Annotated in this window: 17 protein-coding genes; 11 read left to right on the top strand and 6 right to left on the bottom strand. The window is 72.2% G+C overall.

The annotated features are described in order from the left end of the window. The first annotated feature begins 89 nt into the window (after nucleotides 1–89). From A4E84_RS34215 to A4E84_RS34185, 7 genes are all read left to right on the top strand, one after another. Entirely contained in the window at nucleotides 90–974 is an 885-nt protein-coding gene (locus tag A4E84_RS34215) for a carbohydrate ABC transporter permease (protein ID WP_062930248.1), read from the top strand. Further along, nucleotides 971–1819, top strand: coding sequence for a carbohydrate ABC transporter permease (locus tag A4E84_RS34210; RefSeq protein WP_062930247.1), 849 nt, complete (start codon nucleotides 971–973; stop codon nucleotides 1817–1819). Before A4E84_RS34215 ends, A4E84_RS34210 begins: the two co-directional genes overlap by 4 nt. 119 nt (nucleotides 1820–1938) lie before the next feature. After that, nucleotides 1939–2859, top strand: coding sequence for an alkaline phosphatase family protein (locus tag A4E84_RS34205; protein WP_261340624.1), 921 nt, complete (start codon nucleotides 1939–1941; stop codon nucleotides 2857–2859). Further along, a complete protein-coding gene (locus A4E84_RS34200; protein ID WP_062930246.1) occupies nucleotides 2856–5789 on the top strand; it encodes a glycoside hydrolase family 2 TIM barrel-domain containing protein in 2934 nt (977 codons plus the stop codon). Before A4E84_RS34205 ends, A4E84_RS34200 begins: the two co-directional genes overlap by 4 nt. A gap of 47 nt (nucleotides 5790–5836) precedes the next feature. Then, the gene (locus tag A4E84_RS34195; protein ID WP_062930245.1) at nucleotides 5837–7669 is read left to right on the top strand and encodes a LamG-like jellyroll fold domain-containing protein; all 1833 of its coding nucleotides are present in this window, start codon (nucleotides 5837–5839) and stop codon (nucleotides 7667–7669) included. A 25-nt stretch (nucleotides 7670–7694) separates the two neighbouring features. After that, complete coding sequence (locus tag A4E84_RS34190) at nucleotides 7695–9371, top strand: PHP domain-containing protein (protein WP_062930244.1); 1677 nt, start codon at nucleotides 7695–7697, stop codon at nucleotides 9369–9371. A 53-nt stretch (nucleotides 9372–9424) separates the two neighbouring features. Next, entirely contained in the window at nucleotides 9425–10252 is an 828-nt protein-coding gene (locus A4E84_RS34185) for a PaaX family transcriptional regulator (protein WP_062931723.1), read from the top strand. 25 nt (nucleotides 10253–10277) lie between these two features. On the opposite strand, the gene A4E84_RS34180 is transcribed toward A4E84_RS34185, so the two are convergent. Genes A4E84_RS34180 through A4E84_RS34165 form a run of 4 tightly spaced genes read right to left on the bottom strand, consistent with a single transcriptional unit; the run spans nucleotide 10278 to nucleotide 14059 of the window. Next, nucleotides 10278–10733 (bottom strand): MaoC family dehydratase, encoded by a 456-nt coding sequence (locus tag A4E84_RS34180; RefSeq protein WP_062930243.1) that lies wholly within the window; start codon nucleotides 10731–10733, stop codon nucleotides 10278–10280. Next, nucleotides 10730–12244 carry an acyl-CoA synthetase gene (locus A4E84_RS34175; RefSeq protein WP_062930242.1) on the bottom strand — a complete coding sequence of 505 codons (1515 nt, stop codon included), beginning with the start codon at nucleotides 12242–12244 and terminating at the stop codon, nucleotides 10730–10732. Before A4E84_RS34175 ends, A4E84_RS34180 begins: the two co-directional genes overlap by 4 nt. A gap of 10 nt (nucleotides 12245–12254) precedes the next feature. Continuing rightward, on the bottom strand, nucleotides 12255–13130 hold the full coding sequence (locus A4E84_RS34170; protein WP_062931722.1) for an amidohydrolase family protein: 876 nt from the start codon (nucleotides 13128–13130) through the stop codon (nucleotides 12255–12257). Nucleotides 13131–13141: 11 nt separating this feature from the next. Then, the gene (locus A4E84_RS34165) at nucleotides 13142–14059 is read right to left on the bottom strand and encodes an SDR family NAD(P)-dependent oxidoreductase (protein ID WP_062930241.1); all 918 of its coding nucleotides are present in this window, start codon (nucleotides 14057–14059) and stop codon (nucleotides 13142–13144) included. A gap of 200 nt (nucleotides 14060–14259) precedes the next feature. Here A4E84_RS34165 and A4E84_RS34160 point away from each other — a divergent pair, with 200 nt between their 5' ends. The 4 genes from A4E84_RS34160 (at nucleotide 14260) to A4E84_RS34145 (ending at nucleotide 18386) form a co-directional block, all read left to right on the top strand. Further along, a complete protein-coding gene (locus tag A4E84_RS34160; protein WP_062931721.1) occupies nucleotides 14260–14685 on the top strand; it encodes a MarR family winged helix-turn-helix transcriptional regulator in 426 nt (141 codons plus the stop codon). 80 nt (nucleotides 14686–14765) lie between these two features. Further along, nucleotides 14766–16112 carry an MFS transporter gene (locus A4E84_RS34155; RefSeq protein WP_062930240.1) on the top strand — a complete coding sequence of 449 codons (1347 nt, stop codon included), beginning with the start codon at nucleotides 14766–14768 and terminating at the stop codon, nucleotides 16110–16112. Further along, nucleotides 16109–17467: an alpha/beta hydrolase family protein gene (locus A4E84_RS34150; protein ID WP_062930239.1), complete on the top strand. Its 1359-nt coding sequence runs from the start codon at nucleotides 16109–16111 to the stop codon at nucleotides 17465–17467. The genes A4E84_RS34155 and A4E84_RS34150 overlap by 4 nt, the downstream gene beginning before the upstream one ends. A 175-nt stretch (nucleotides 17468–17642) precedes the next feature. Continuing rightward, nucleotides 17643–18386, top strand: a complete 744-nt coding sequence (locus tag A4E84_RS34145; RefSeq protein ID WP_062930238.1) for an IclR family transcriptional regulator — start codon at nucleotides 17643–17645, stop codon at nucleotides 18384–18386. 4 nt (nucleotides 18387–18390) lie between these two features. Here the strand turns inward: A4E84_RS34145 and A4E84_RS34140 are convergent, their stop codons facing one another. Then, nucleotides 18391–19242 carry an oxygenase MpaB family protein gene (locus A4E84_RS34140; RefSeq protein ID WP_062930237.1) on the bottom strand — a complete coding sequence of 284 codons (852 nt, stop codon included), beginning with the start codon at nucleotides 19240–19242 and terminating at the stop codon, nucleotides 18391–18393. A gap of 73 nt (nucleotides 19243–19315) precedes the next feature. After that, complete coding sequence (locus A4E84_RS34135) at nucleotides 19316–20197, bottom strand: SDR family oxidoreductase (RefSeq protein ID WP_062930236.1); 882 nt, start codon at nucleotides 20195–20197, stop codon at nucleotides 19316–19318. Nucleotides 20198–20218 lie beyond the last annotated feature (21 nt).

Raw genomic sequence — 20218 nt, 5'->3', positions numbered from 1 at the left:
TGCCCCGGCACCACGGCGGGCCCGGCCCGGCCCGCTTTCGCCCGCGGCGCACGCCGCCCGCGGGCGCCGTGCGGCCAGAGCGTCGCGGGGTGCTGTCCCACTGGCGGCAGTACCTCGCGATCTCGCCCTTCTTCCTGATCTTCGGCGTCTTCTCGCTCTTCCCGGTCTTCTACTCGCTCTACCTCGCCTTCCAGCGCTGGGACGGCATGGGCACCGTGCAGTTCGTGGGACTGGACCAGTTCCGGTTCCTTCTGGACGACCCGGTCTTCTGGCTGTCGATCCGCAACACCCTGGCGATCTGGGTGCTGTCCACCGTCCCCACCCTGTTCGGCGCCCTGGTGCTGGCGACGCTGCTGCATTCGGTGCGCCGCTTCAAGGGCTTCTACCGCATCGCCCTGTACATACCGAACGTCACCTCGATCGTCGCCGTGTCGATCTTCTTCGGGGCGGTGTTCAGCAACAACTTCGGCCTGGTCAACGCGATCCTGGGCACGGTCGGCATCTCGCCGGTGCCGTGGCTGAGCAACCCGTGGCTGATCAAGCTGGTCATCGCGCTGCTGATGACCTGGATGTGGACCGGCTACAACATGATCATCTACCTGGCCGGCCTCCAGGCCATCCCCACCCAGATCTATGAGGCGGCCAGGCTGGACGGCGCCGGTCCGATCCGTACGTTCTTCCAGATCACCATGCCGATCATGCGGCCCATCATCCTGTTCACGGTGATCATCTCGACCATCAACGGCCTGCAGAGCTTCAGCGAACCCCAGGTCCTGTTCGGCAGCAACGCCGCCAACCCGAACCTCGGCGGTCCCGGCCAGGCGGGCCTGACCACGCTTCTGTACTTCTACCAGTCGGCCTTCGTCAACAACGACTACGGCTACGGCGCGGCCATCGTGTGGGCCTTCTTCGTACTGATCATGGTGCTGGTCGTCGTCAACTGGCGCGTCGTGCAGCGCGGGAGGAAGTCATGACCGCAGTGGTCCCCAGGCGGTCACGGCGTCCCAAGGGACTGACCGCGCACATCGTCCTCGTCCTGGCCGTCCTGATCTCGGTCTTCCCGTTCGCGTGGACGATCGTCATGGCGACGAACACCACCGAGGACATCTACAAGAGCCCGCCGAAACTGACCTTCGGCTCCCATCTGCTGGAGAACGTCCGGCACGTGCTCGACACCATCGACTTCTTCGGGTCGATGCTGAACACGGTCGTGGTCGCGTCCGTCACCACCGTGCTGGTCCTGTTCGTCGACTCCCTGGCGGCGTTCGTGTTCGCCAAGTTCGACTTCCCCGGCCGCAGGGTGCTGTTCGCGACGCTGGTCGGCTTCATGATGCTGCCGCTGCAGCTGGCCGTCCTCCCCCAGTTCATCCTCATGTCGGACATCGGCTGGGTCGGCACGCTCAAGGCGCTGGTCCTGCCCGCCCTCGCCAACGCCTTCGGCATCTTCTGGCTGCGCCAGTACATAGAGAACGGCGTCCCGGACGAACTCCTCGACGCCGCGCGCATCGACGGCGCGGGGTTCTTCCGCCAGTACTGGAACATCGTGCTGCCGATGATCAAACCCGCGCTCTCGTTCCTCGCCATCTACGCCTTCGTCGGCGCCTGGAACGACTACATCTGGCCGCTGGTCGTGCTCAACGACCCCGCCCACCTCACCCTCCAGGTGGCGCTGGCCCAGCTCCACGTCGGCCACACCACCGACTACAGCATGGTCATGGCCGGTGTGCTCATGGCGTCCGTGCCGCTGGTCGTGGTCTTCACGATCTTCGCCCGCGGGTTCATCGCGGGCGCCACGGAGGGGGCGGTGCAGGGCAGTTGACGCCCTGAAGGGGCTGCTCCAGGGGCGCGGGGAACTGCGCGACCAGCCACCGCGGACGCGCGCCCGGGACTCGACAGCCGGTCCCGAGCTCTTGGCCACCACACGAGAGAGGCACCCCAGTGACGGACGCCGACGCCAAGAGCCGACGCGCCAAGGTACTCGTCGTCGGCATGGACGGCCTGCGCTACGACCGGCTGACCCACTCACCGGCCAACGCCCCGGTCCTGCACGCCCTGATGGCCGAAGGCGCCGTCGGCACGAGCCTGCTGCCCTACGGCCGAGCCGACGACGGGCCCTCGGCCGGCCCGGCCTACACCGATTCCGGACCCGGCTGGTCGAGCATCCTCACCGGGGTGTGGCCCGACCGCCACGGGGTCACCGGCAACGATTTCAAAGGTGCCGACTACACCCGCTACCCCGACTTCCTGACCCGCGCCGGAACCGCCCGGCCCGGTCTGCGCACGGCGGCCGCCGTGTCCTGGCCGGCCCTGGTGCGCCGCGGCACACTCGGCCGGTCCATCGGCCGACGGGTGCGCCACAACGGTGAACGCCGGGGATACGGAACCGCGGACCGCCGCGTCGCCCGCACCGTCCTGCGCTGGCTCACCGAGGACGACCCGGACGCCCTGTTCGTGTACTTCGGCGCCACCGACGAGGCCGGCCACGCCACGGGCCCGCTCTCCCCCGCCTACGACCGGGCCCTCCTCGACCAGGACGCCCACCTCGGACGGCTGCTGGAGGCGATCGACGCCCGCCGCGCGGACCCGGGGCGCGCCGAGGAGCGCTGGACCGTGCTGGTCACCACCGACCACGGGCACCTCGACTCCGGTGGTCACGGTGGCGACTCGCGTGCCGAACGGGAGGTCTTCGTCATCCTCGCCGAGCCCGGCGGGCCCGCGGGCACCCGGCTCGACACGCCCCGCCTCATCGACATCGCCCCCACGGTCCTGGACCGTCTCGGCATCCCCCTCGACCCCGCCTGGGACCTGCAGGGCCGTGTCCTGCCCGGTCCCGCCGCACCGACTCCGGAATGGTCATGACCGACGCGCACCTCGACCCCCTGATCGCCCTCCGCCCCTGGCAGGCACCCGAGGTGACCTCCTGGGGCCGGCTGCCGATGAGCGCCGTCGACCGGCGCTCCGGAGCCGTCCCGCTCGACGGCGACTGGCGCTTCCAGCTGCTGCCCGCGCCGGACGCCCAGCCCGGGGAGGTCTGGTCGTCGTCGTACGTACCCGGCGTGTGGACCCTGCAGGGCACGGACGATCTTCCGCAGTACCTCAACGTGCGCATGCCGTTCGCCGAGTTCCCGCCGCACGTGCCCGCGGCCAACCCGACCGGGGTCTACGAGCGAGAGGTGGACGTGCCCGCCGAGTGGGCCGGGCGGCGGATCGTGCTTCAGGTCGGGGCCGCCGAGAGCGTGCTGCTGGTGCACGTGGACGGGCGGCCCGTCGGGATCTCCAAGGACTCGCACCTGGCCGCCGAGTTCGACCTCACGCCGGTGGTGCGCCCCGGGGACCGGGCCACCGTGCGCCTGACGGTCGTGAAGTGGTCGGACGCCTCGCACATCGAGGACCAGGACCAGTGGTGGCACGGCGGGATCACCCGCTCGGTGCTGCTGTACGCGACCGACCCGCTGCATCTCGCGGACGTCACCGTGCGGGCCCGGCGGGGCGGCGACCTGCTGGTGGAGTGCCGGGTGCGGGACGCGGGCGGGGCGCTGCCCGAGGGCTGGTACGTCAGCGGGGAGCTGGACGGGCAGCTGCTCACGCAGGACGCGGAGTTCGACCGGGCCAACGCCGAGGACGAGCGGGTCTCCGGCTTCCTCGGCGAGGCCCGGCTGCGCGCCGCCGTGCCGGGGGTGCGCACCTGGAACGCCGAGACGCCCGAGCTGTACGGCCTGACCGTCCGCCTGCACCGCGCCGACGGCACCGTCGCCGACACCTCACGGCACCGCGTCGGCTTCCGCGACGTCGAGATCGTCGGCCGGGACCTGCTGGTCAACGGCGAGCGGGTGTTCATCCGGGGCGTGAACCGGCACGACTTCCATCCGCTGACGGGGCGCACGGTGTCGTACGACGACATGCGCGCGGACCTCGTCCTGCTGAAGCGTTTCGGCTTCAACGCGATCCGCACCGCGCACTACCCGAACGACCCGGCCCTGTACGACCTGGCCGACGAACTCGGCTTCTACGTCGTCGACGAGGCGGACATCGAGTCCCACGACCACGCGCACGAGATCGCCGACGACCCGCGCTATCTGGGCGCGTTCGTGGACCGGGTCGCGCGGATGGTGCTGCGGGACAAGAACCACCCGTCCGTCGTCATCTGGTCGCTGGGCAACGAGTCGGACTACGGCGCGAACCACGACGCGGCGGCGGGGTGGGGGCGCCGGCACGACCCGACCCGGCCGGTGCAGTACGAGGGCGCCGCCAAGCGCGGCTGGGCGGATCCGGATCTGGCCTCCGACATCGCCTGCCCGATGTACGCGCCGCTGGAGGAATGCCTGGCGCACGCCCTGTCCGGCACGCAGACCAAGCCGCTCATCCAGTGCGAGTACTCGCACGCCATGGGCAACAGCAACGGCACGCTGGCGGACCATTGGGCGGCCATCGAGGCCACCCCGGGTCTTCAGGGCGGGTTCATCTGGGAGTTCTGGGACCACGGCATCCTCCAGCGTGTGAACGACGGCAGACCGGCCGGGCGTGGGGGCGCCGGGCTCTATGACAACGGTGTCGCCGCGCCCGGGCATCGCTGGGCCTACGGCGGCGACTTCGGGGAGACGGACCACGACGGCGCCTTCATCGCCGACGGTGTCGTCTTCCCCGACCGGACCCCCAAGCCGGTGATGTTCGAGCACCGCGAGATCGCCGCGCCGGTGCGCATCGCCTGCTTCCGGCACGAGGGCGTCGTGCTGGCCAACCACCAGCACTTCCGGGGCCTGGACTGGCTGTCCGGCGAGTGGGAGCTGTCCCTCGCCGACGGCACCACACGTACGGCGCCCGCCGAGCTGCCCGGGCTCAGGCCGGGTGAGACGGCCGCGGTGCCGCTGCCGTTCGAGCTGCCCGCGGAGGGCGGCGAGGCGTGGCTGACGCTGCGGGTCACGACGGCCGGGGACGAGCCGTGGGCGCCGCGCGGGACGGTCGTGTGCCTGCCGCAGGTGCGGCTGCGGGCAGCGCTCCCGTCGGCGCACACCCGGGTCCCGGACGGTGTGGTCGAGGTCGACGAGGAGGGGCTGCTCGTCCATCCGCTGCTGACGGCCGCGCCCGTGCTGTCGCTGTGGCGGGCGCCGACCGACAACGACGAACTGGGCGGCATGGCGGCCCGCTGGCGGGACTGGGGGCTGGAGGCGCCCGCCCGCAAGGTCGTCTCCGTGCGGCGTGACCCGGGCCGGGTGGCCGTGGTGTCCGAATACGTCTGCGCGGGCGGGACCGTCCGGCACGAGCAGGCGCTGACGGCCATGGACGGCGGGCTCATCGTCGACGAGAGCGCCGAACTGCCCGAGGCGCTGCACGACGTGGCCCGGGTGGGGACCGTGTTCGAGACGGTCCCCGGGCTGAACCTGCTGGAGTGGTTCGGGCAGGGCCCCTGGGAGTCGTATCCGGACCGGGCCGCCGGCGCGCCCGTCGGCCACCACTGCCTCCCGGTGGACGAGCTGTTCACGCCCTATCTGCGGCCGCAGGAGAGCGGCGGGCGGCACGGCGTACGGCGGTTCACGCTGTCCGCGCCGGACGCCACCGGGCTCGCGGTGCGGCTGGACCGCCCCCGGCAGGTCTCCGTGACCCGGCACCGCGCGGCCGGTCTCGCCGCCGTCGCACACCATGACGAACTGGTGCCGCGGGCCGGGTGCGTGGTGCACATCGACGCGGCGCACCGCGGGCTCGGCACGGCGTCGTGCGGGCCCGACACCTTCGCTTCCTACCTCGTCGCGGCAGGCGTGCATCGCTGGAGCTGGTCGCTGCGCGTTCTCTGAGTTCTCCCCTCTCCCGATCACCGTCTCAGTCACCTCCTGGAGCACCCGTGTGCACTTCGCATGACCACGACCTGGGCGAGGCGCCCCAGGCCGGTGCCGGAAGACGCGGTTTCCTCCGCGCCACCGCCCTGCTCGGCGTGACCGCCGCCGTGACCGCGCTGCCGGCCGTCACCGCCGGGGCGGCGGCCTCGGCGTGGCGCCCCGATCCCGACAGGCGCCGCTTCACGCTCGCGGTGATGCCGGACACGCAGTACCTCTTCGACGGCCCGAGCATCGACAAGGCGCCGGTCGAGGCCTCGCTGCGCTATCTGCTGGAGCACGGCCGGGAGGAGAACATCGTCTTCCTGTCCCACCTCGGCGACCTCACGCAGAACGGCGTGCAGGAGGAGTTCGCGGCGATCGGCGAGGCGTTCCGGCTGCTGGACCGGCGGGGCGTCGGCTACAGCGTCCTGGCCGGCAACCACGACGTGAAATCGTCGACGACCGACCAGCGCGGCGCGACACCGTACCTGGACGCCTTCGGGCCGCAGCGGTTCGCGGGGCAGCGGACGTTCGGCGGGGCCTCCCCGGACGGTTACAACACCGTCCACCGGTTCACCGCGGGCGGCCGCGAGTGGCTGGTGCTGGCCCTGGACTGGCGGCTGTCGCCGCAGGGCTACGCGTGGGCGAAGGACGTCCTGGCGAAGCATCCGAAGACGCCGGTGATCCTCACGACGCACGAACTGGTCATGGCGGACGACACCTTGTCGGACTACGGGCAGCAGCTGTGGGACCGGCTGATCGAGGACCACGACCAGATCTTCCTGGCGCTCGGCGGGCACTACTGGCCCGCCGGCCGCGCGACGCGGAAGAACGCGGCCGGGCACGATGTCCATCTGCATCTGACGAACTACCAGAACCGGTACTTCGGCGGCGCGGCCATGATCCGTCTGTACCGGTTCGACCTGGACCGCGGGGTCATCGACGTGGAGACGCTCTCGCCGTGGATCCTGGGCCGGGCCGCGAAGGGGCTCAACGAGCTGGAGCGGCAGGAGATGGAACTGAGCGGCGACGCCGACCGGTTCTCCGTCGAGATCGACTTCGAGCGGCGCTTCGCCGGATTCGCGCCCGTGCCCGCCCGTGCGGCCCGGCCCGTCTCGAAGCTGCTCGTCCCGGGCACGATGGCGTACTGGCGCTTCGACAAGCCCGTGGACGGCACGGCCGGCACGGTCCGTGACCTGTCCGGGCGGGGCAACGACCTCTCCCTCGTGTCGGTCGGCGGCGGCGCGCTGGGCTGGTCGGCCGACCACCACCCCGACCAGCCGGGCCACGGCAGCCTGGAGTTCCAGGGCCTGAAGTCCCCGCTGAAGGGCGCGTATCTGAAGACGGTCGACGGCGCCCCGCTCAACTCGGTGACGTTCCAGGACGGTTACACCATCGAAGCCTTCTATCGGCTCCCCGCCGACTGGGACCCGGACCACAACGCCTGGTCGGGTCTGGTCTCCCGCACGGGCACGGGCGGTGCCGCCGGGAAGACCGCCGACGACCCGGACGAGCCGCTGGCCACGCTGTCGCTGTCCAACGACCGGGAACCGCAGTGGGCGATGCGCCCGCTCAACCAGCAGGGCATCGCCACCAACTGGGGCCAGGAGACGCCGCTGGAGACCTGGTGGCACCTCGCGGTCGTCAACGACGGCAGACACACCACGCTGTACGTCGAGGGCTGCCCGGTGCTCCGCAACCCCAAGGCCCCCTCCGTCGGCATCACCTCCGTGGGGCTGCCGTGGCTGCTGGGCGGCTACGAGTACGGCGGGAAGATCGACCAGATCTTCCACGGCCGGCTCGGCGACGTCCGGATCGTCGCCAGGGCGCTGCCCGTCACCTCTTTCATGAGCCACTGACCTCACAGAACGCCGAGGATCCGTCATGACCGAGCAGCAACTGCCCGCCTGGGCCGACCCGTCCGTCTCCCCCGCCGCCCTCGATCCGCAGGGCGTGTCCCGCCGCGGGCTCCTGCGCCGCGCGGGCCTGTTCGGCGCGGCGTTCGTCCTGGGCCCGGCGGCGACCCCAACCCTGGCCGCCGACGGCAGCGGCACACGGCTGGGCGGCGAGGACCCCCGCCTCGTCTACCTCGTCGGCGACCACCACATCCACTCCGTCTACAGCCACGACGCCAAGTACACCTTCTCCCAGCTGGCCGCCCAGGGCGCGAAGTACGGCCTGGACTGGATGGTGTTCACCGAACACTCCAACTTCGGGCACGCCGACTTCGGGGCCGCGCTGGAGCACCGGGAGATCCTCGACGCGCGGGCGGAGAACCCGCGTCAGCTGATCTTCCAGGGCCTGGAGTGGTACATCCCGGCGGCCGAGCACTGCACGGTGTTCACCGCGCCCGGCCCGCACGAGGTCGACGTGCTGACCCGCTTCGAGAGCGCCTACGACGGCAAGCTCCTCGCCTACGACAAGGGCGGCGCCGCCGACGCGGACACCGCCCGCAACGAGGCGCACGCGGTGAAAGCGATCAAGTGGCTGGCCGAGCAGCGGCGTTCGGGCTACGTCGACGACGTGCTGGTACTGGCCAACCATCCGATGCGCCTGGGCATCGACTCCCCGCACGAGATGCGCAACTGGCGGGACGCGGCGCCCGGGATCGTGATCGGCATGGAGGGCGCGCCGGGCGCCCAGGGCGCCGCCATCCCCGGCTGGCGCGGCGCCACGTCCATCCGCGGAGAGTACGAGAACAAGCCGTCCGCGCAGTCCTGGCCGGGCTATCCGGCGGACGCCTACCTGACCTACGGCGGCTTCGACTGGGCGACCGCGACCGTCGGCGGACTGTGGGACTCGATGCTGGCCGAGGGCCGGCTGTTCTCGGTCACCACCAACTCCGACGCCCACCGGATCGTCTTCGACACCTGGAAGAACGGCGACTGGCAGCCCGGGCAGACCTTCGACAGCACCGGCAGGCTGCCCGACCCGGTGAACACCGACACCCCGCAGCCGGGCAGCGACTTCTGGCCCGGCCAGTTCAGCCGCACCCACGTGGGCGTGATGCGCTACGGCTACCGCGCGGTCATGGCGGGGATGCGCGCGGGCAGGGTGTGGCTGGACCACGGGCATCTGCTCGACGGGCTGGAGGTGCGCCTGACCCGCGACTGCGACCGGGGCCGGGGCGTGACGCTCGGCGGCCGGCTGCGGGTCCGCAAGGGTGAGAGGCTCACCCTGAACGTCACGGTGACGACCGCCTCCCGGCCCAACCCGCAGGGGATCCTGCCCCAGCTGGCGCATGTGGACGTCATCCGCGGCGCGGTGCGCGGCCCGGTCACCGACCGCGACACCTGGAAGGCCCCGGACACGCGGGTCGTGCGGACGCAGGACGTCTCCGGCCGCAAGGGCACCTACACCCTGCGCATCCCGCTGACCGCGGGCGAGGAGTCCTTCTACGTCCGGCTGCGCGGCAGCGACGGCAACCGGAACGGCACCGGGTACCTCGGCGCCTCGGTCGATCCGCACGGGCCGGTCCCGCACGCGCCCGGGGACGGCGACCCGTGGGCGGACACGTGGTTCTACTCCAACCCCGTGTTCGTCGACGTCGAGGGGGCCTGATCCCCGGGTACCAGCAGGTCACGGACTGATCGGGCGGAGGTACGGTGGGCCGCGTGACCGGTGAAGAGTCGCTGCGGCCCCAGTCCCTCATGCTGACGTTCCTGGGCGACCAGGTGCTCGGCCGTGACGTGTGCGTGTACTCCGGCAGCGTCATCGACGTGTTCGCCCGCGCCGGGATCGGCGAGCAGGCCACCCGCTCGACACTGACCCGCATGGTGGGCCGTGACCTGCTGCGCCGCCAGCGTGAGGGCCGCCGCATGTACTTCGGGCTCACCGAGCGCTCGGAGGCGGTGCTGCACGACGGCGCGCAGCGGATCTGGCAGACGGGTGCCGTCAACCGGCGGTGGGACGGCACCTGGACGCTGCTCGGCTTCTCCCTGCCGGAGTCCTGGCAGCGTCAGCGCCACGACCTGCGCTCCCAGCTGACCTGGAGCGGCTTCGGCCCGCTCTTCAACGGCCTGTGGATCGCCCCGGCCGAGGTCGACGTGTCGGCCCTGGTGGCCGAGCTCGGTCTGTCGGCCCACGTCAAGGTCTTCCGGGCGCACGCCGACACCGGCATGGACATCGGCCGGATGATCGAGGAGACCTGGGAGCTGTCCGAACTGGCCGACCGCTACCAGGGGTTCGCGGGGCGCTGGCAGCACTGGGAGGACGACCTGCCGGACGCCGACGACGCCCTCGTGCTGCGCCTGCGCCTCCAGACGGAGTGGCTGCAGATCGTCCGCCGCGACCCACGGCTGCCGGTCGAGCACCTGCCCGCCGACTGGCCGGCCGAACCGGCCGAGAAGACGTTCCGGACCGTGCACGAACGGCTCTCCCCCCTCGCCGAGGAGGCCTCGGAACGCCTTCTGGACCTGGTGCCGGCCCGCCAGTCCGGATGATCTGCGCCTGGTGGACCGGGCAGGCTCAGGCGTAGAACCGCGACAGGCTCTGCAGCACCGCGGCCGGCTTGGTGGCGCCCTCGATCTCGATGGCGCCCTCGACGGTGATCTGCACGCCGCCCGGTACCTCCTCGACCTCGGCGAGTTTCGCCGTCAGGCGGATGCGGGAGCCCACCTTCACGGGGGACGGGAAACGCACCTTGTTGAGGCCGTAGTTGACCTTCGTCGTCACGCCCTGGACGTCCAGGAGCTCGGTGAACAGCGGGATGAAGAGGGAGAGCGTGAGGTAGCCGTGCGCGATGGGGGCGCCGAAGGGGCCGTCCTTGGCGCGCTCGGGGTCCACGTGGATCCACTGGTGGTCGCCCGTGGCGTCGGCGAAGGTGTCGATACGCTCCTGCGTCACCTCGATCCACTCGCTGGTGCCGAGGTCGCTGCCGGCCAGCTTCTTCAGTTCGTCGAGGCCGTTGACGGTGAGGCTCATGCGGATCCTTCCTGGGTGCCGTAGCGCGTACGGACACGGGACTTGAGGAGTTTTCCGGAGGCGGTGCGCGGGAGTTCGTCCGCGAGGACCACCGACTTCGGGATCTTGTACTTGGCGAGGCGGCCGGCCAGTGACGCGAGCACCTCGTCGGGGTCGAGGTCGGCGCCCTCGCGGGGCACGACAACGGCGCGCGGCACCTCGCCCCACTTGTCGTCCGGCACCCCGATCACCGCGCACTCGACGATGTCCGGGTGGGCGAGGAGCTGGTCCTCGATCTCGGCGGGGTAGATGTTCTCGCCGCCGGAGATGATCATGTCCTTGATGCGGTCGACGATGTGGACGTAGCCGTCCTCGTCGATCTGGGCGGCGTCGCCGCTGCGGAACCAGCCGTCCGCGAAGGACGCGGCCGTCTCCTCGGGCAGCCCCCAGTAGCCGGGCATGACGTGCGGACCGCGCACCACGACCTCGCCCACCTCGCCCACGCCGGCCGGTGCCAGGTCGGGCCGGACGACGCGGACGTCGCTGAAGAAGTGCGGCACGCCCGCCGATCCCGCCTTGCTCACGGCGTGCTCGGCGTCCAGGAACAGCGTGCCGGGGGCGGCCTCGGTCATGCCGTAGCCCTGGAGGAAGGTCAGGCCGCGTTCCTGGTAGGCGGCGATGAGCGGGGTGGGGACCGGGGAGCCGCCACAGGTGAGGATGCGGAGCGAGGAGAGGTCGGCCCGCGGCCAGCGCGGGTGCCTGGCCACCTGGTCGAACATCGTGGGCACGCCGAACATGAAGGTGATCCGGTGCCGTTCGATGAGGTCGAAGGTGGCGTCCGGGTCGAAGGCGTCGACCAGGACGCAGGTGCCGCCCTTCAGCAGCACCGGCAGGGTCAGCATGTTCAGGCCCGCCGTGTGGAACAGCGGGGCGGAGACCAGGGCGCGTTCGTCGGCGATCAGGTCGGTGTCGACGAGGACGTTGACCGCGTTCCAGGTGAGGTTGCCGTGGGTGAGCATGGCGCCCTTGGGACGGCCGGTCGTGCCCGAGGTGTACATGATGATGCAGGTGTCGTCGGCGCCGACCGGTTCGTCGACCGGCTCCTCGGACGCCTCGGCGAGGGCCGCCTCGTACTCGCCGCCGACCTCCAGGTAGACGCGTACGTCGGTGCTGCCGGGCAGGCCCGCGACCAGACCGGCGTAGGACGGGCCGTAGACGAGGGCACGGGCGCCGGAGTCGGCGAGCTGGTAGGCGATCTCGGGCCCGGCGAGGCGGATGTTGAGGGGGACGAAGACCGCGCCGAGCGTGCCGGCCGCGAACAGGGTCTCCAGGTAGGAGGGGTGGTTCGGGCCGAGGTAGGCGATGCGGTCACCGCGGCGCACGCCCCGGGCGCGCAGGGCGTGGGCCAGGCGGCTGGTGCGGGTGTGGAGCGTGCCGTAGTCGGTGGCGTCCTCGCCGTGGATCAGGGCGGTGCGGTGCGGGGTCTTGCGGGCCCGGCGTGCGGGCCATGACCCCAGTCCCTCGTTGCGCATGTCACGCCCCTTACGGTTTCGTCAGCCCGAGCAGGCGGGCCGCGTTCTCCTTGAGGATCTTCGGCCGCACCTCGTCCTTGATCGTCAGCTTGCCGAAGTCGGCGAGCCACCGGTCGGGGGTGAGGACGGGGAAGTCGGAGCCGAAGAGGACCTTGTCCTTCAGCAGCGTGTTGGCGTACTGCACGAGCTGCGGCGGGAAGTACTTCGGCGACCAGCCGGACAGGTCGATGTGCACGCCCGGCTTGTGCGTGGCGACGGCCAGGGCCTCGTCCTGCCAGGGGAAGGACGGGTGGGCCAGGATGATCTTCAGATGCGGGAAGTCGGCCGCGACGTCGTCCACGTGGAGCGGGTTGGAGTACTTCAGCCTGATCCCGCCCCCGCCGGGGACTCCGGCGCCGATGCCCGTCTGGCCGGTGTGGAAGAGGGCGATCGTGCCCGTCTCCTCGATCACCTCGTACAGGTCGTACGCCACCGAGCGGTCGTTGGGGAAGAAGCCCTGGATGCTGGGGTGGAACTTGAAGCCCTTCACCCCGTACTCCTCGACCAGCCGCCTCGCCTGCCTGACGCCCGCCTTGCCCCGGAAGGGGTCGATGGAGGCGAAGGGGATGAGGACGTCGGCGTTGGCGGCGGCCGCCTCGGCGACCTCCTCGTTCGGCACGGGCGGGGTGCCGGTCGCGGACTCGGCGTCCACCGTGAAGATCACGGCGGCCATGTTCCGTTCGCGGTAGTAGGCCGCCGTCTCCTGAAGGGTCGGCTTCCGCTTGCCCTCGACCTTGAAGTAGGCGGAGGAGGCGTCGTGCAGGTCGTCGTCCAGGGAGGAGTGGCCCTTGGAGGACACCTCGGCGTGGGTGTGGACGTCGATCGCGACCAGGTCGTCGACGTTCATCGAGGGGTCCATCACGCCTCCGGGAACTTCGGCGCCGGGATGCCGACCGACTGGAGCTCGGCACCGACCGAGGTGGGCCAGGCGTCGGCCAGGGCTGCGGGGGTCCAGCCGCCGTCGGCGTAGGCCGCCCTGATCTCCTGCGGATGCGACCAGAGTGCCACCTTGTCGCCGCCGATGCCGATGGCCTGGCCGGTGACGCCGCGGGCGGCCTCGGAGGCGAGGAACGGGACCAGGGCCGCGCAGTCCTCGGGGGTGCCGAAGCCCTCGCCCTTGCGCAGGAAGTCCGGCAGCGGCTCGCCGCCGCGCATGGCCTCGATGTACGGGGCGAAGGCCGGGATGGTCTCGGTCATCGCGGTGGCGGCGACCGGCACGATGGCGTTGACCGTGATGCCCGCGCGGCCCAGCTCCATCGACCAGGTGCGGGCCATCGCCGCGATGCCCGCCTTGGCGGCGGCGTAGTTCGTCTGGCCGAAGTTGCCGCGCTGGCCGGCCGGGGAGCCGACCAGGATCAGCGAGCCGCCCTCGCCCTGCTCGCGCATCCGGACGGCGGCGGCGCGGGCGCAGGTGAAGGTGCCCTTGAGGTGGGTGGTGAGCACCGCGTCGAAGTCCTCGTCGGTCATCTTCCACAGGACCTTGTCGCGCAGGATGCCCGCGTTGGTGACGAGGACGTCCAGCCGGCCGAACTCCTCGACCGCGCGGTTCACCAGCCGCTCGGCGGCCTCGGTGGTGCCGACCGGGACGACCTCGGCGACGGCCTTGCCGCCCGCTTCCGCGATGGACTTCACGGCCGCCTCGGCCACGGCCTCGTCGACGTCGTTGACGACCACGGAGGCGCCGTGGGCGGCCAGGGCGTGGGCATAGGCGAGGCCGAGGCCCCGGCCACTGCCGGTGACGACGGCGGCCTTGCCGGAGAGATCGATGCTGGGCACGGGCGGGTCCCTTCACGAGCTGATGCGGGTGGTGCGGCTTCGAGATCGAAGCTAAGAGCAATAATTGTTGCCGTCAATAGTTGTTCGCGACCTGCCGGTGCGGGATGCTGGAATCACCGGCAAGCAGCACCGAGCACAGGGAGCCCGCCATCACACGCCAGAACGTCACCGCGAAGCCCATCGACGCCCACGAGCCGTGGATGCGCGGACTGCACGCCGACACGGGCTACCTCCTGTACCGGCTGGGCCTGCGCTCGGGGCAGCTCTTCAACGCCTGCCTCCAGGAGTCGGGTCTGCGCCTGCGCCACTACGCCGTGCTGCGCTACCTCGCCACCACGGACGGCGCCCTGCAGCGCGAGCTGAGCGCGCGGCTCGGCTACGACCCGAGCGCGATCGTCGGCCTGGTCGACGACCTGGAGAAACTGGGCTTCGCCGAGCGCCGCCCCTCCCCCGACGACCGCCGCAGCCGGATCGTCGTCCTGACCGAGAGCGGCAGCGGCTTCCTGCGCGACACCGACGAGGCCGGCCTGCGGGTGACCGGCGAACTGCTGGGCCCGCTGGACCCGGCCGAGCGGGAGACCCTGCACGCGCTGCTGTTGCGCATCGCCGAGGACGGCCTGAACTGATGTTGTGCAAATGATTGACGGCTGCACGATGGATGCATAACTTCACGGACCAACCGCGCCCCGTCCCCAGGGAGCCCACCGTGCAGCCATCCCCGCCCGTCCCCCAAGCCTCCTCCGATTCAAGGCAGTTGCGCCGCGTCGCCGTCTCCGGCCTGCTCGGCACCACCGTCGAGTTCTACGACTTTCTCGTCTACGGCACGGTCGCCGCGCTCGTCTTCGGCGAACTGTTCTTCCCGCGGGCCGACCCGGCGGTCGGCACCATCGCGGCGTTCGGCACCTTCGCCGCGGGCTATCTCGCCCGTCCGCTCGGCGGCATCGTCTTCGGGCACTTCGGCGACCGGATCGGCCGCAAGTCGATGATGCTGCTGACCATGGTCCTGATGGGGACCGGCAGCTTCCTCATCGGCCTGCTGCCGACGTACGACACCATCGGCGTCTGGGCCCCGGTGCTGCTGGTCGTCCTGCGCGTGGTGCAGGGCATCGCGATCGGCGGCGAGTGGGGCGGCGCGATGCTGATGGTCGTCGAGCACGCCGAACACGCGCGGGGTTCCCGGCGCGGCCTGTGGTCCAGCTTCACCCAGCTCGGCGCCCCGCTCGGTTCCGTGCTGTCGGCCGGTGTGGTCACCCTGGTCGCCACCCTGCCGGACGAGCAGTTCCGCTCCTGGGGCTGGCGGGTGCCGTTCCTGCTGAGCATCGTGCTGCTGGGCGTCGGCCTGTTCGTGCGGCTGAAAGTCGCCGAGAGCCCGCTGTTCACGCAGGTCAAGCGGGACCCGGTGGCCCGGCCGCCGATCGTGGAGGTGCTGCGCCGCCCGAAGCCGGTGCTGCTGGCCGCCTGCGTCGGCATCGGCGCGTTCACCGCGCAGTCCCTGCTGACGAGCTTCATGATCTCCTACGCCGTCGACGAGGGGTACACCCGCCCGCAGGTGCTGACCGCGGTCACCGTCGCCTCCTGCGTGGCCCTCGTCGTACTGCCCGCCGCGTCCGTTCTGTCGGACCGGGTCGGCCGCCGGCCCGTCGTGCTGGCCGGTGCCGTCGCCTCGGCGGCACTCGCCTTCCCGGTGCTGGCCCTGGTCGACTCCGGCTCCCCCGGCCTGCTGATCCTCGCCCTGGCACTCGGCCACGGCGTCGCCCAGTCCACGATGTACGGGCCTCTGGGCGCGCTGCTCACCGAGATGTTCGGCACCCGCGTCCGCTACACCGGCGCCTCCCTCGGCTACCAGGGCGCGACCCTGATCGGCGCCGGGTTCTCCCCGCTCATCGCCGGCAGTCTCCTGGCCTCCTTCGGCGGCGGCAGCACTCCGGTGTCGCTGCTGCTGTGCGCCGGCGCGGCCGTCACCGCGGTCACCGTGTGGCGGCTGCGCGAGACGCACACGGACGCGCTGGACTCCCCCGCCGCCGCCCCCGCCCTGGAAGGAACCCCGCGTTGAGGATCCGCCTCGCCTTGCTGACGACCGCCTGCCTGTCCCTGGCAGCGACCGCCCTGCCCGCGCAGGCCGCCACCGCGGACACCCATCTGGAGGGCCGGCTCCCGTCCGGCGCCGCCTACGTGATGGACGTCCCCGCGTCCTTCAACGGCACGGTCCTGCTCTACAGCCACGGCTACACCCCGGCCGGAGCCCCCAACCCGGCCCAGAACACCCCCGGTCCGGCCGCCCGCGACACCCTGCTGGCCGAGGGTTACGCCCTGATCGGCTCCTCGTACGCGACGAACGGCTGGGCGATCACGGAGGCGGTGCCCGACCAGCTCGCCACGCTGGACCTGTTCACCCAGAAGTTCGGCTCGGCCCGGCGGACGCTGGCCTGGGGCACCTCCTACGGCGGCTTCGTCACCAGCGTGCTCGCCGAGCGGCACGCCGGCCGGTTCGACGGTTCACTGTCGATGTGCGGACTGGTGCAGGGCGGTGCCGCCAACTGGAACAGCACCCTGGACCCGGTGTTCGCGCTGCGCACGCTGCTCGCCCCGGACTCCGGCGTGCGGCTCGCGGGGTTCGCCGACCAGGCCGAGGCGGTCGCCGCCGGCAAGGCGCTCACGTCGAAGGTGGACGCGGCCCAGCGGAGCCCAGGAGGCCGGGCGCGGATCGCCCTGGCCGCCGCGCTGCACAACATCCCCGGCTACAACGACCCTTCGCAGACGCGCCCGGGGCCCACGGACTTCGAGACGGCCCAGGCCAACCAGTACGCCGCCGTCCGTGGCCTGCTCCAGCTGCCCGCGTTCAGCTGGCGGCAGGAGGCCGAGAGCCGGGCGGGCGGCAACCCGTCCTGGAACACGGGCGTCGACTACCGCTCGATGCTCGCACGCTCCCCGCTGTACAAAGAGGTGACGGAGCTCTACAAGGAGGCGGGACTGTCCTTGCGCACCGACCTCTCGGCCCTGGACCGGGCGCCCCGGATCGCCGCCGACCCGTCGGCGGTGCGGTGGATGCGCAACACCAGCGTGCTCTCAGGCCGCCTCACCGACCCCCAGCTGAACATCCACACGACCGGTGACGCCCTGATCCCGGTGCAGTCGGAGAGCGCCTACCGGCGGGCCGCCACGGCGGCGGGATCCGCCGGGCTCCTCCGCCAGGCCTACGTCGACCGCCCGGGCCACTGCACCTTCACCCCGGGCGAGACACTGGCCGCCCTGCACACCCTGGAGCACCGCCTGGACACCGGCCGCTGGGACACCTCGCCGGGTGCCCTCAACTCCCGTGCGGAGGCGGCGGACCCGACGGCGGAGCCCCGCTACCTTCCGTACCGCCCGGCCGCCTACCCCCGCCCCTACGATCTAGGGGGCTCCTGATGGATTTCCGCGGCGTCACGGCGTCCGGCACGCCCGCTCGCCGCACGCCGCAAACGGACAGGTGGCTCCGCCGCATGACCGTTCACAGCGCACGCCGGTCGCACGCACCGGACGCCGCTCCTTCTTCCACGGAAACCCATCAGAAACCCCCTGCCCACCCGGGAGACGCCCGGCCATGACCGCCCCCACCGCGCCCGACCGCCTGCTGTCCGTGCTCGCGGCCTTCGACCACGAGCATCCGGCGCTGTGCCTGACGGACATCAGCCGGCGGGCCGGGCTGAGCCTGACCACCGCGCACCGGCTGGTGGGCGCGCTCACCGAGTGGGGCGCCCTGGAGCGGGACGAGTCCGGCGTCTACCACGTCGGACTGCGGCTGTGGGAGCTCGCCGCGCTGGCCCCGCGCGGCCTCGCCCTGCGGCAGATCGCGCTGCCGTACCTGGAGGACCTGTACGAGGCGACGCACGAGAACGTGCAGCTGGCCGTGCGGGACGGCCGGGACGTCGTCTACATCGAGTGGCTGTCGGGGCGGTCGGCGGTCGGCGTGCACATCCGCATCGGCGCCCGCTGGCCGCTGCACGCCACCGGGGTCGGGCTCGCCCTGCTGGCCCACGGCGACCCGGTCTTCCGGAAGGAGTACTGCGAGGGCGAACTCGCGTCCTTCACCCCGTACACCATCACCGAACCGGAGCGGCTGCGGCGGGTGCTGGCCGAGGTACGCAGGTCGGGGGTGGCGGTGAGCGACCGCCAGGTCACGGAGGACGCCCTGTCGGTGGCCGCGCCGGTGCGCGGCGCGGACGGCACCGTGACCGCCGCCGTGTCGATCGTGGTGCCCCACGCGGACGCCCAGGTGCCGGTCCTGGGCCCGGCGGTGCGGATGGCGGCGCGCGGGATCTCGCGGGCGCTGGGGTGGCAGCCCTGAGCGCTCAGGCCGCCCGGGCCGGGGTCATGGCCCAGCGGATGGTCCGGGTCAGGGCCCGGCCGGTGGGGCGTACCGCGAGGTCCTCGACGACCGGCACCCGGGGCAGCCACAGCATCCCGCGCGCCCAGGGCGGGAGCAGGGTGACGGCGTTCGCGGCCAGCCCGCCGTAGAAGGGCCGCACGGCCAGCGGCAGCGGGGGCTGGAACAGCAGGAAGCGGGCGGCTGCCCGGGCCTCGGGTGTGGCCCGCAGCTCGGGGCGGTAGGCGCTCAGGCGCTCCGCCAGTCCGCCACGATCGCGGGGTGGGTCGGTCACCCCCAGGGCCTCGGCGACGCGCGCGGTGTCGGTGACGTAGGCGTCGTAGCCGGCGGCGTCCAGGGGCCGGGCACCGTAGCGTTCGTGGGCCCGCAGGAAGCTGTCCGTCTCGGCGGCGTGCACCCAGCCGAGCAGATGCGGGTCGGCCGCGTGGTACGGCACACCGTCGGCCGTCGTGCCGCGGATCCGGGCGTGGATGCCGCGCACGTGGTCGACGGCCTGCTGGGCGTCCGCGGCGGTGCCGTACGTCGTCACCGCCAGGAAGGTGCTGGTGCGCTGCAACCGGCCCCACGGGTCGCCACGGAAGCCGGAGTGCCCGGCGACGGCCGCCATCGCGAGCGGATGCAGCGACTGCAGCAGCAGGGCGGTCAGCCCGCCGATGAACATCGAGGCGTCGCCGTGGACCGTGCGGATCGGGCGGTCCGGCTCGAACCAGCGCGGCCCCGGCGTGTGGTGGATCCGGGCACGGGTCGCGGGTCCGCCGGGGCCCGCGACCCGGCGGAACAGGGCCTGGCCCAGCTGTTCACGGACTCCGGTCAGCACGGTCGGCCTCCCTTCTCCTGCTGACCAGTGTCCGCCATGTCCGTGCCCGCCCGGGCCTGCCGGACCGCCTTCGTCAGGAGCCCGGCCCCGCCGCGGCACGGTCGGCCAGGCCACCGGCGCCGAGCGGCCCGGTGTAGCGGACCGGGCCCGAGGCCTCCAGGCGGGGCAGTTCGCGGCGTGCCACGCGCAGGACCACCGGGGGCATGGCCGGGCGTATCGGCTGCGCCAGCCGCAGCCACGCCGGTGCGTACACGGCCGTACGACGGCGCTCCATGCCCCTGACCAGGCGGGCGACGACCGTCTCCACCGGGTACACGCGGCGGGCCGGCGGGGGCATGTGCCTGCGCAGCTCCCGCAGGACGGCGTACCGGTCGGCGTCGCGGATCATGTCGGTGTCCGTCCAGTTGAGGTAGGCGATACCCACCCCGACCCCCCGGTGCGCGACCTCCGCCCGCAACGAGTGCGCGAAGGCCTCGACCCCCGCCTTGGATGCGCAGTAGGCGCTCATGAGCGGGGCGGCGCCGATCGAGGCCAGTGAGGCGACCTGGAGGAAGTAGCCCGCCGTGCCGATCAGGTCCGGCAGGAACGCCCGGGCTGTCTGGGCGCTGCCGGTGAGGTTGACGTCGATCACACGGCGCCAGGCGGCCGGGTCCGAGGCGAGCAGGGAGCCGCCCTCGGCGATGCCGGCGTTCGCCACCACGGCCGAGGGACGGCCGAGCCGGGCCCGCACGGTGGTCACCGCCGCCTCCAGCGCGGAGAGGTCGGTGACGTCGGCCTCCAGCGCGAGGGCCGGGCCGGGCAGCGAGGCGGCCACCGCGTCCAGGACGGGCTTCTCGTGGCCGACGAGAGCCACCCGGGCCCCGCGCCGGGCGGCCTCACGGGCCAGTGCCGCGCCCACGCCGCGGGCGGCTCCGGTGATGACGACGGTGCGCTCGGCGAGCGGGCTGCTGTTCATGGGCTGCACTTCCTTCCGGAG

Source organism: Streptomyces qaidamensis, from assembly GCF_001611795.1.
Classification (GTDB): Bacteria; Actinomycetota; Actinomycetes; order Streptomycetales; family Streptomycetaceae; genus Streptomyces; species Streptomyces qaidamensis.
Note: the sequence above shows the minus strand (reverse complement) of the source record. Positions and strands in the feature narration are given on the sequence as shown.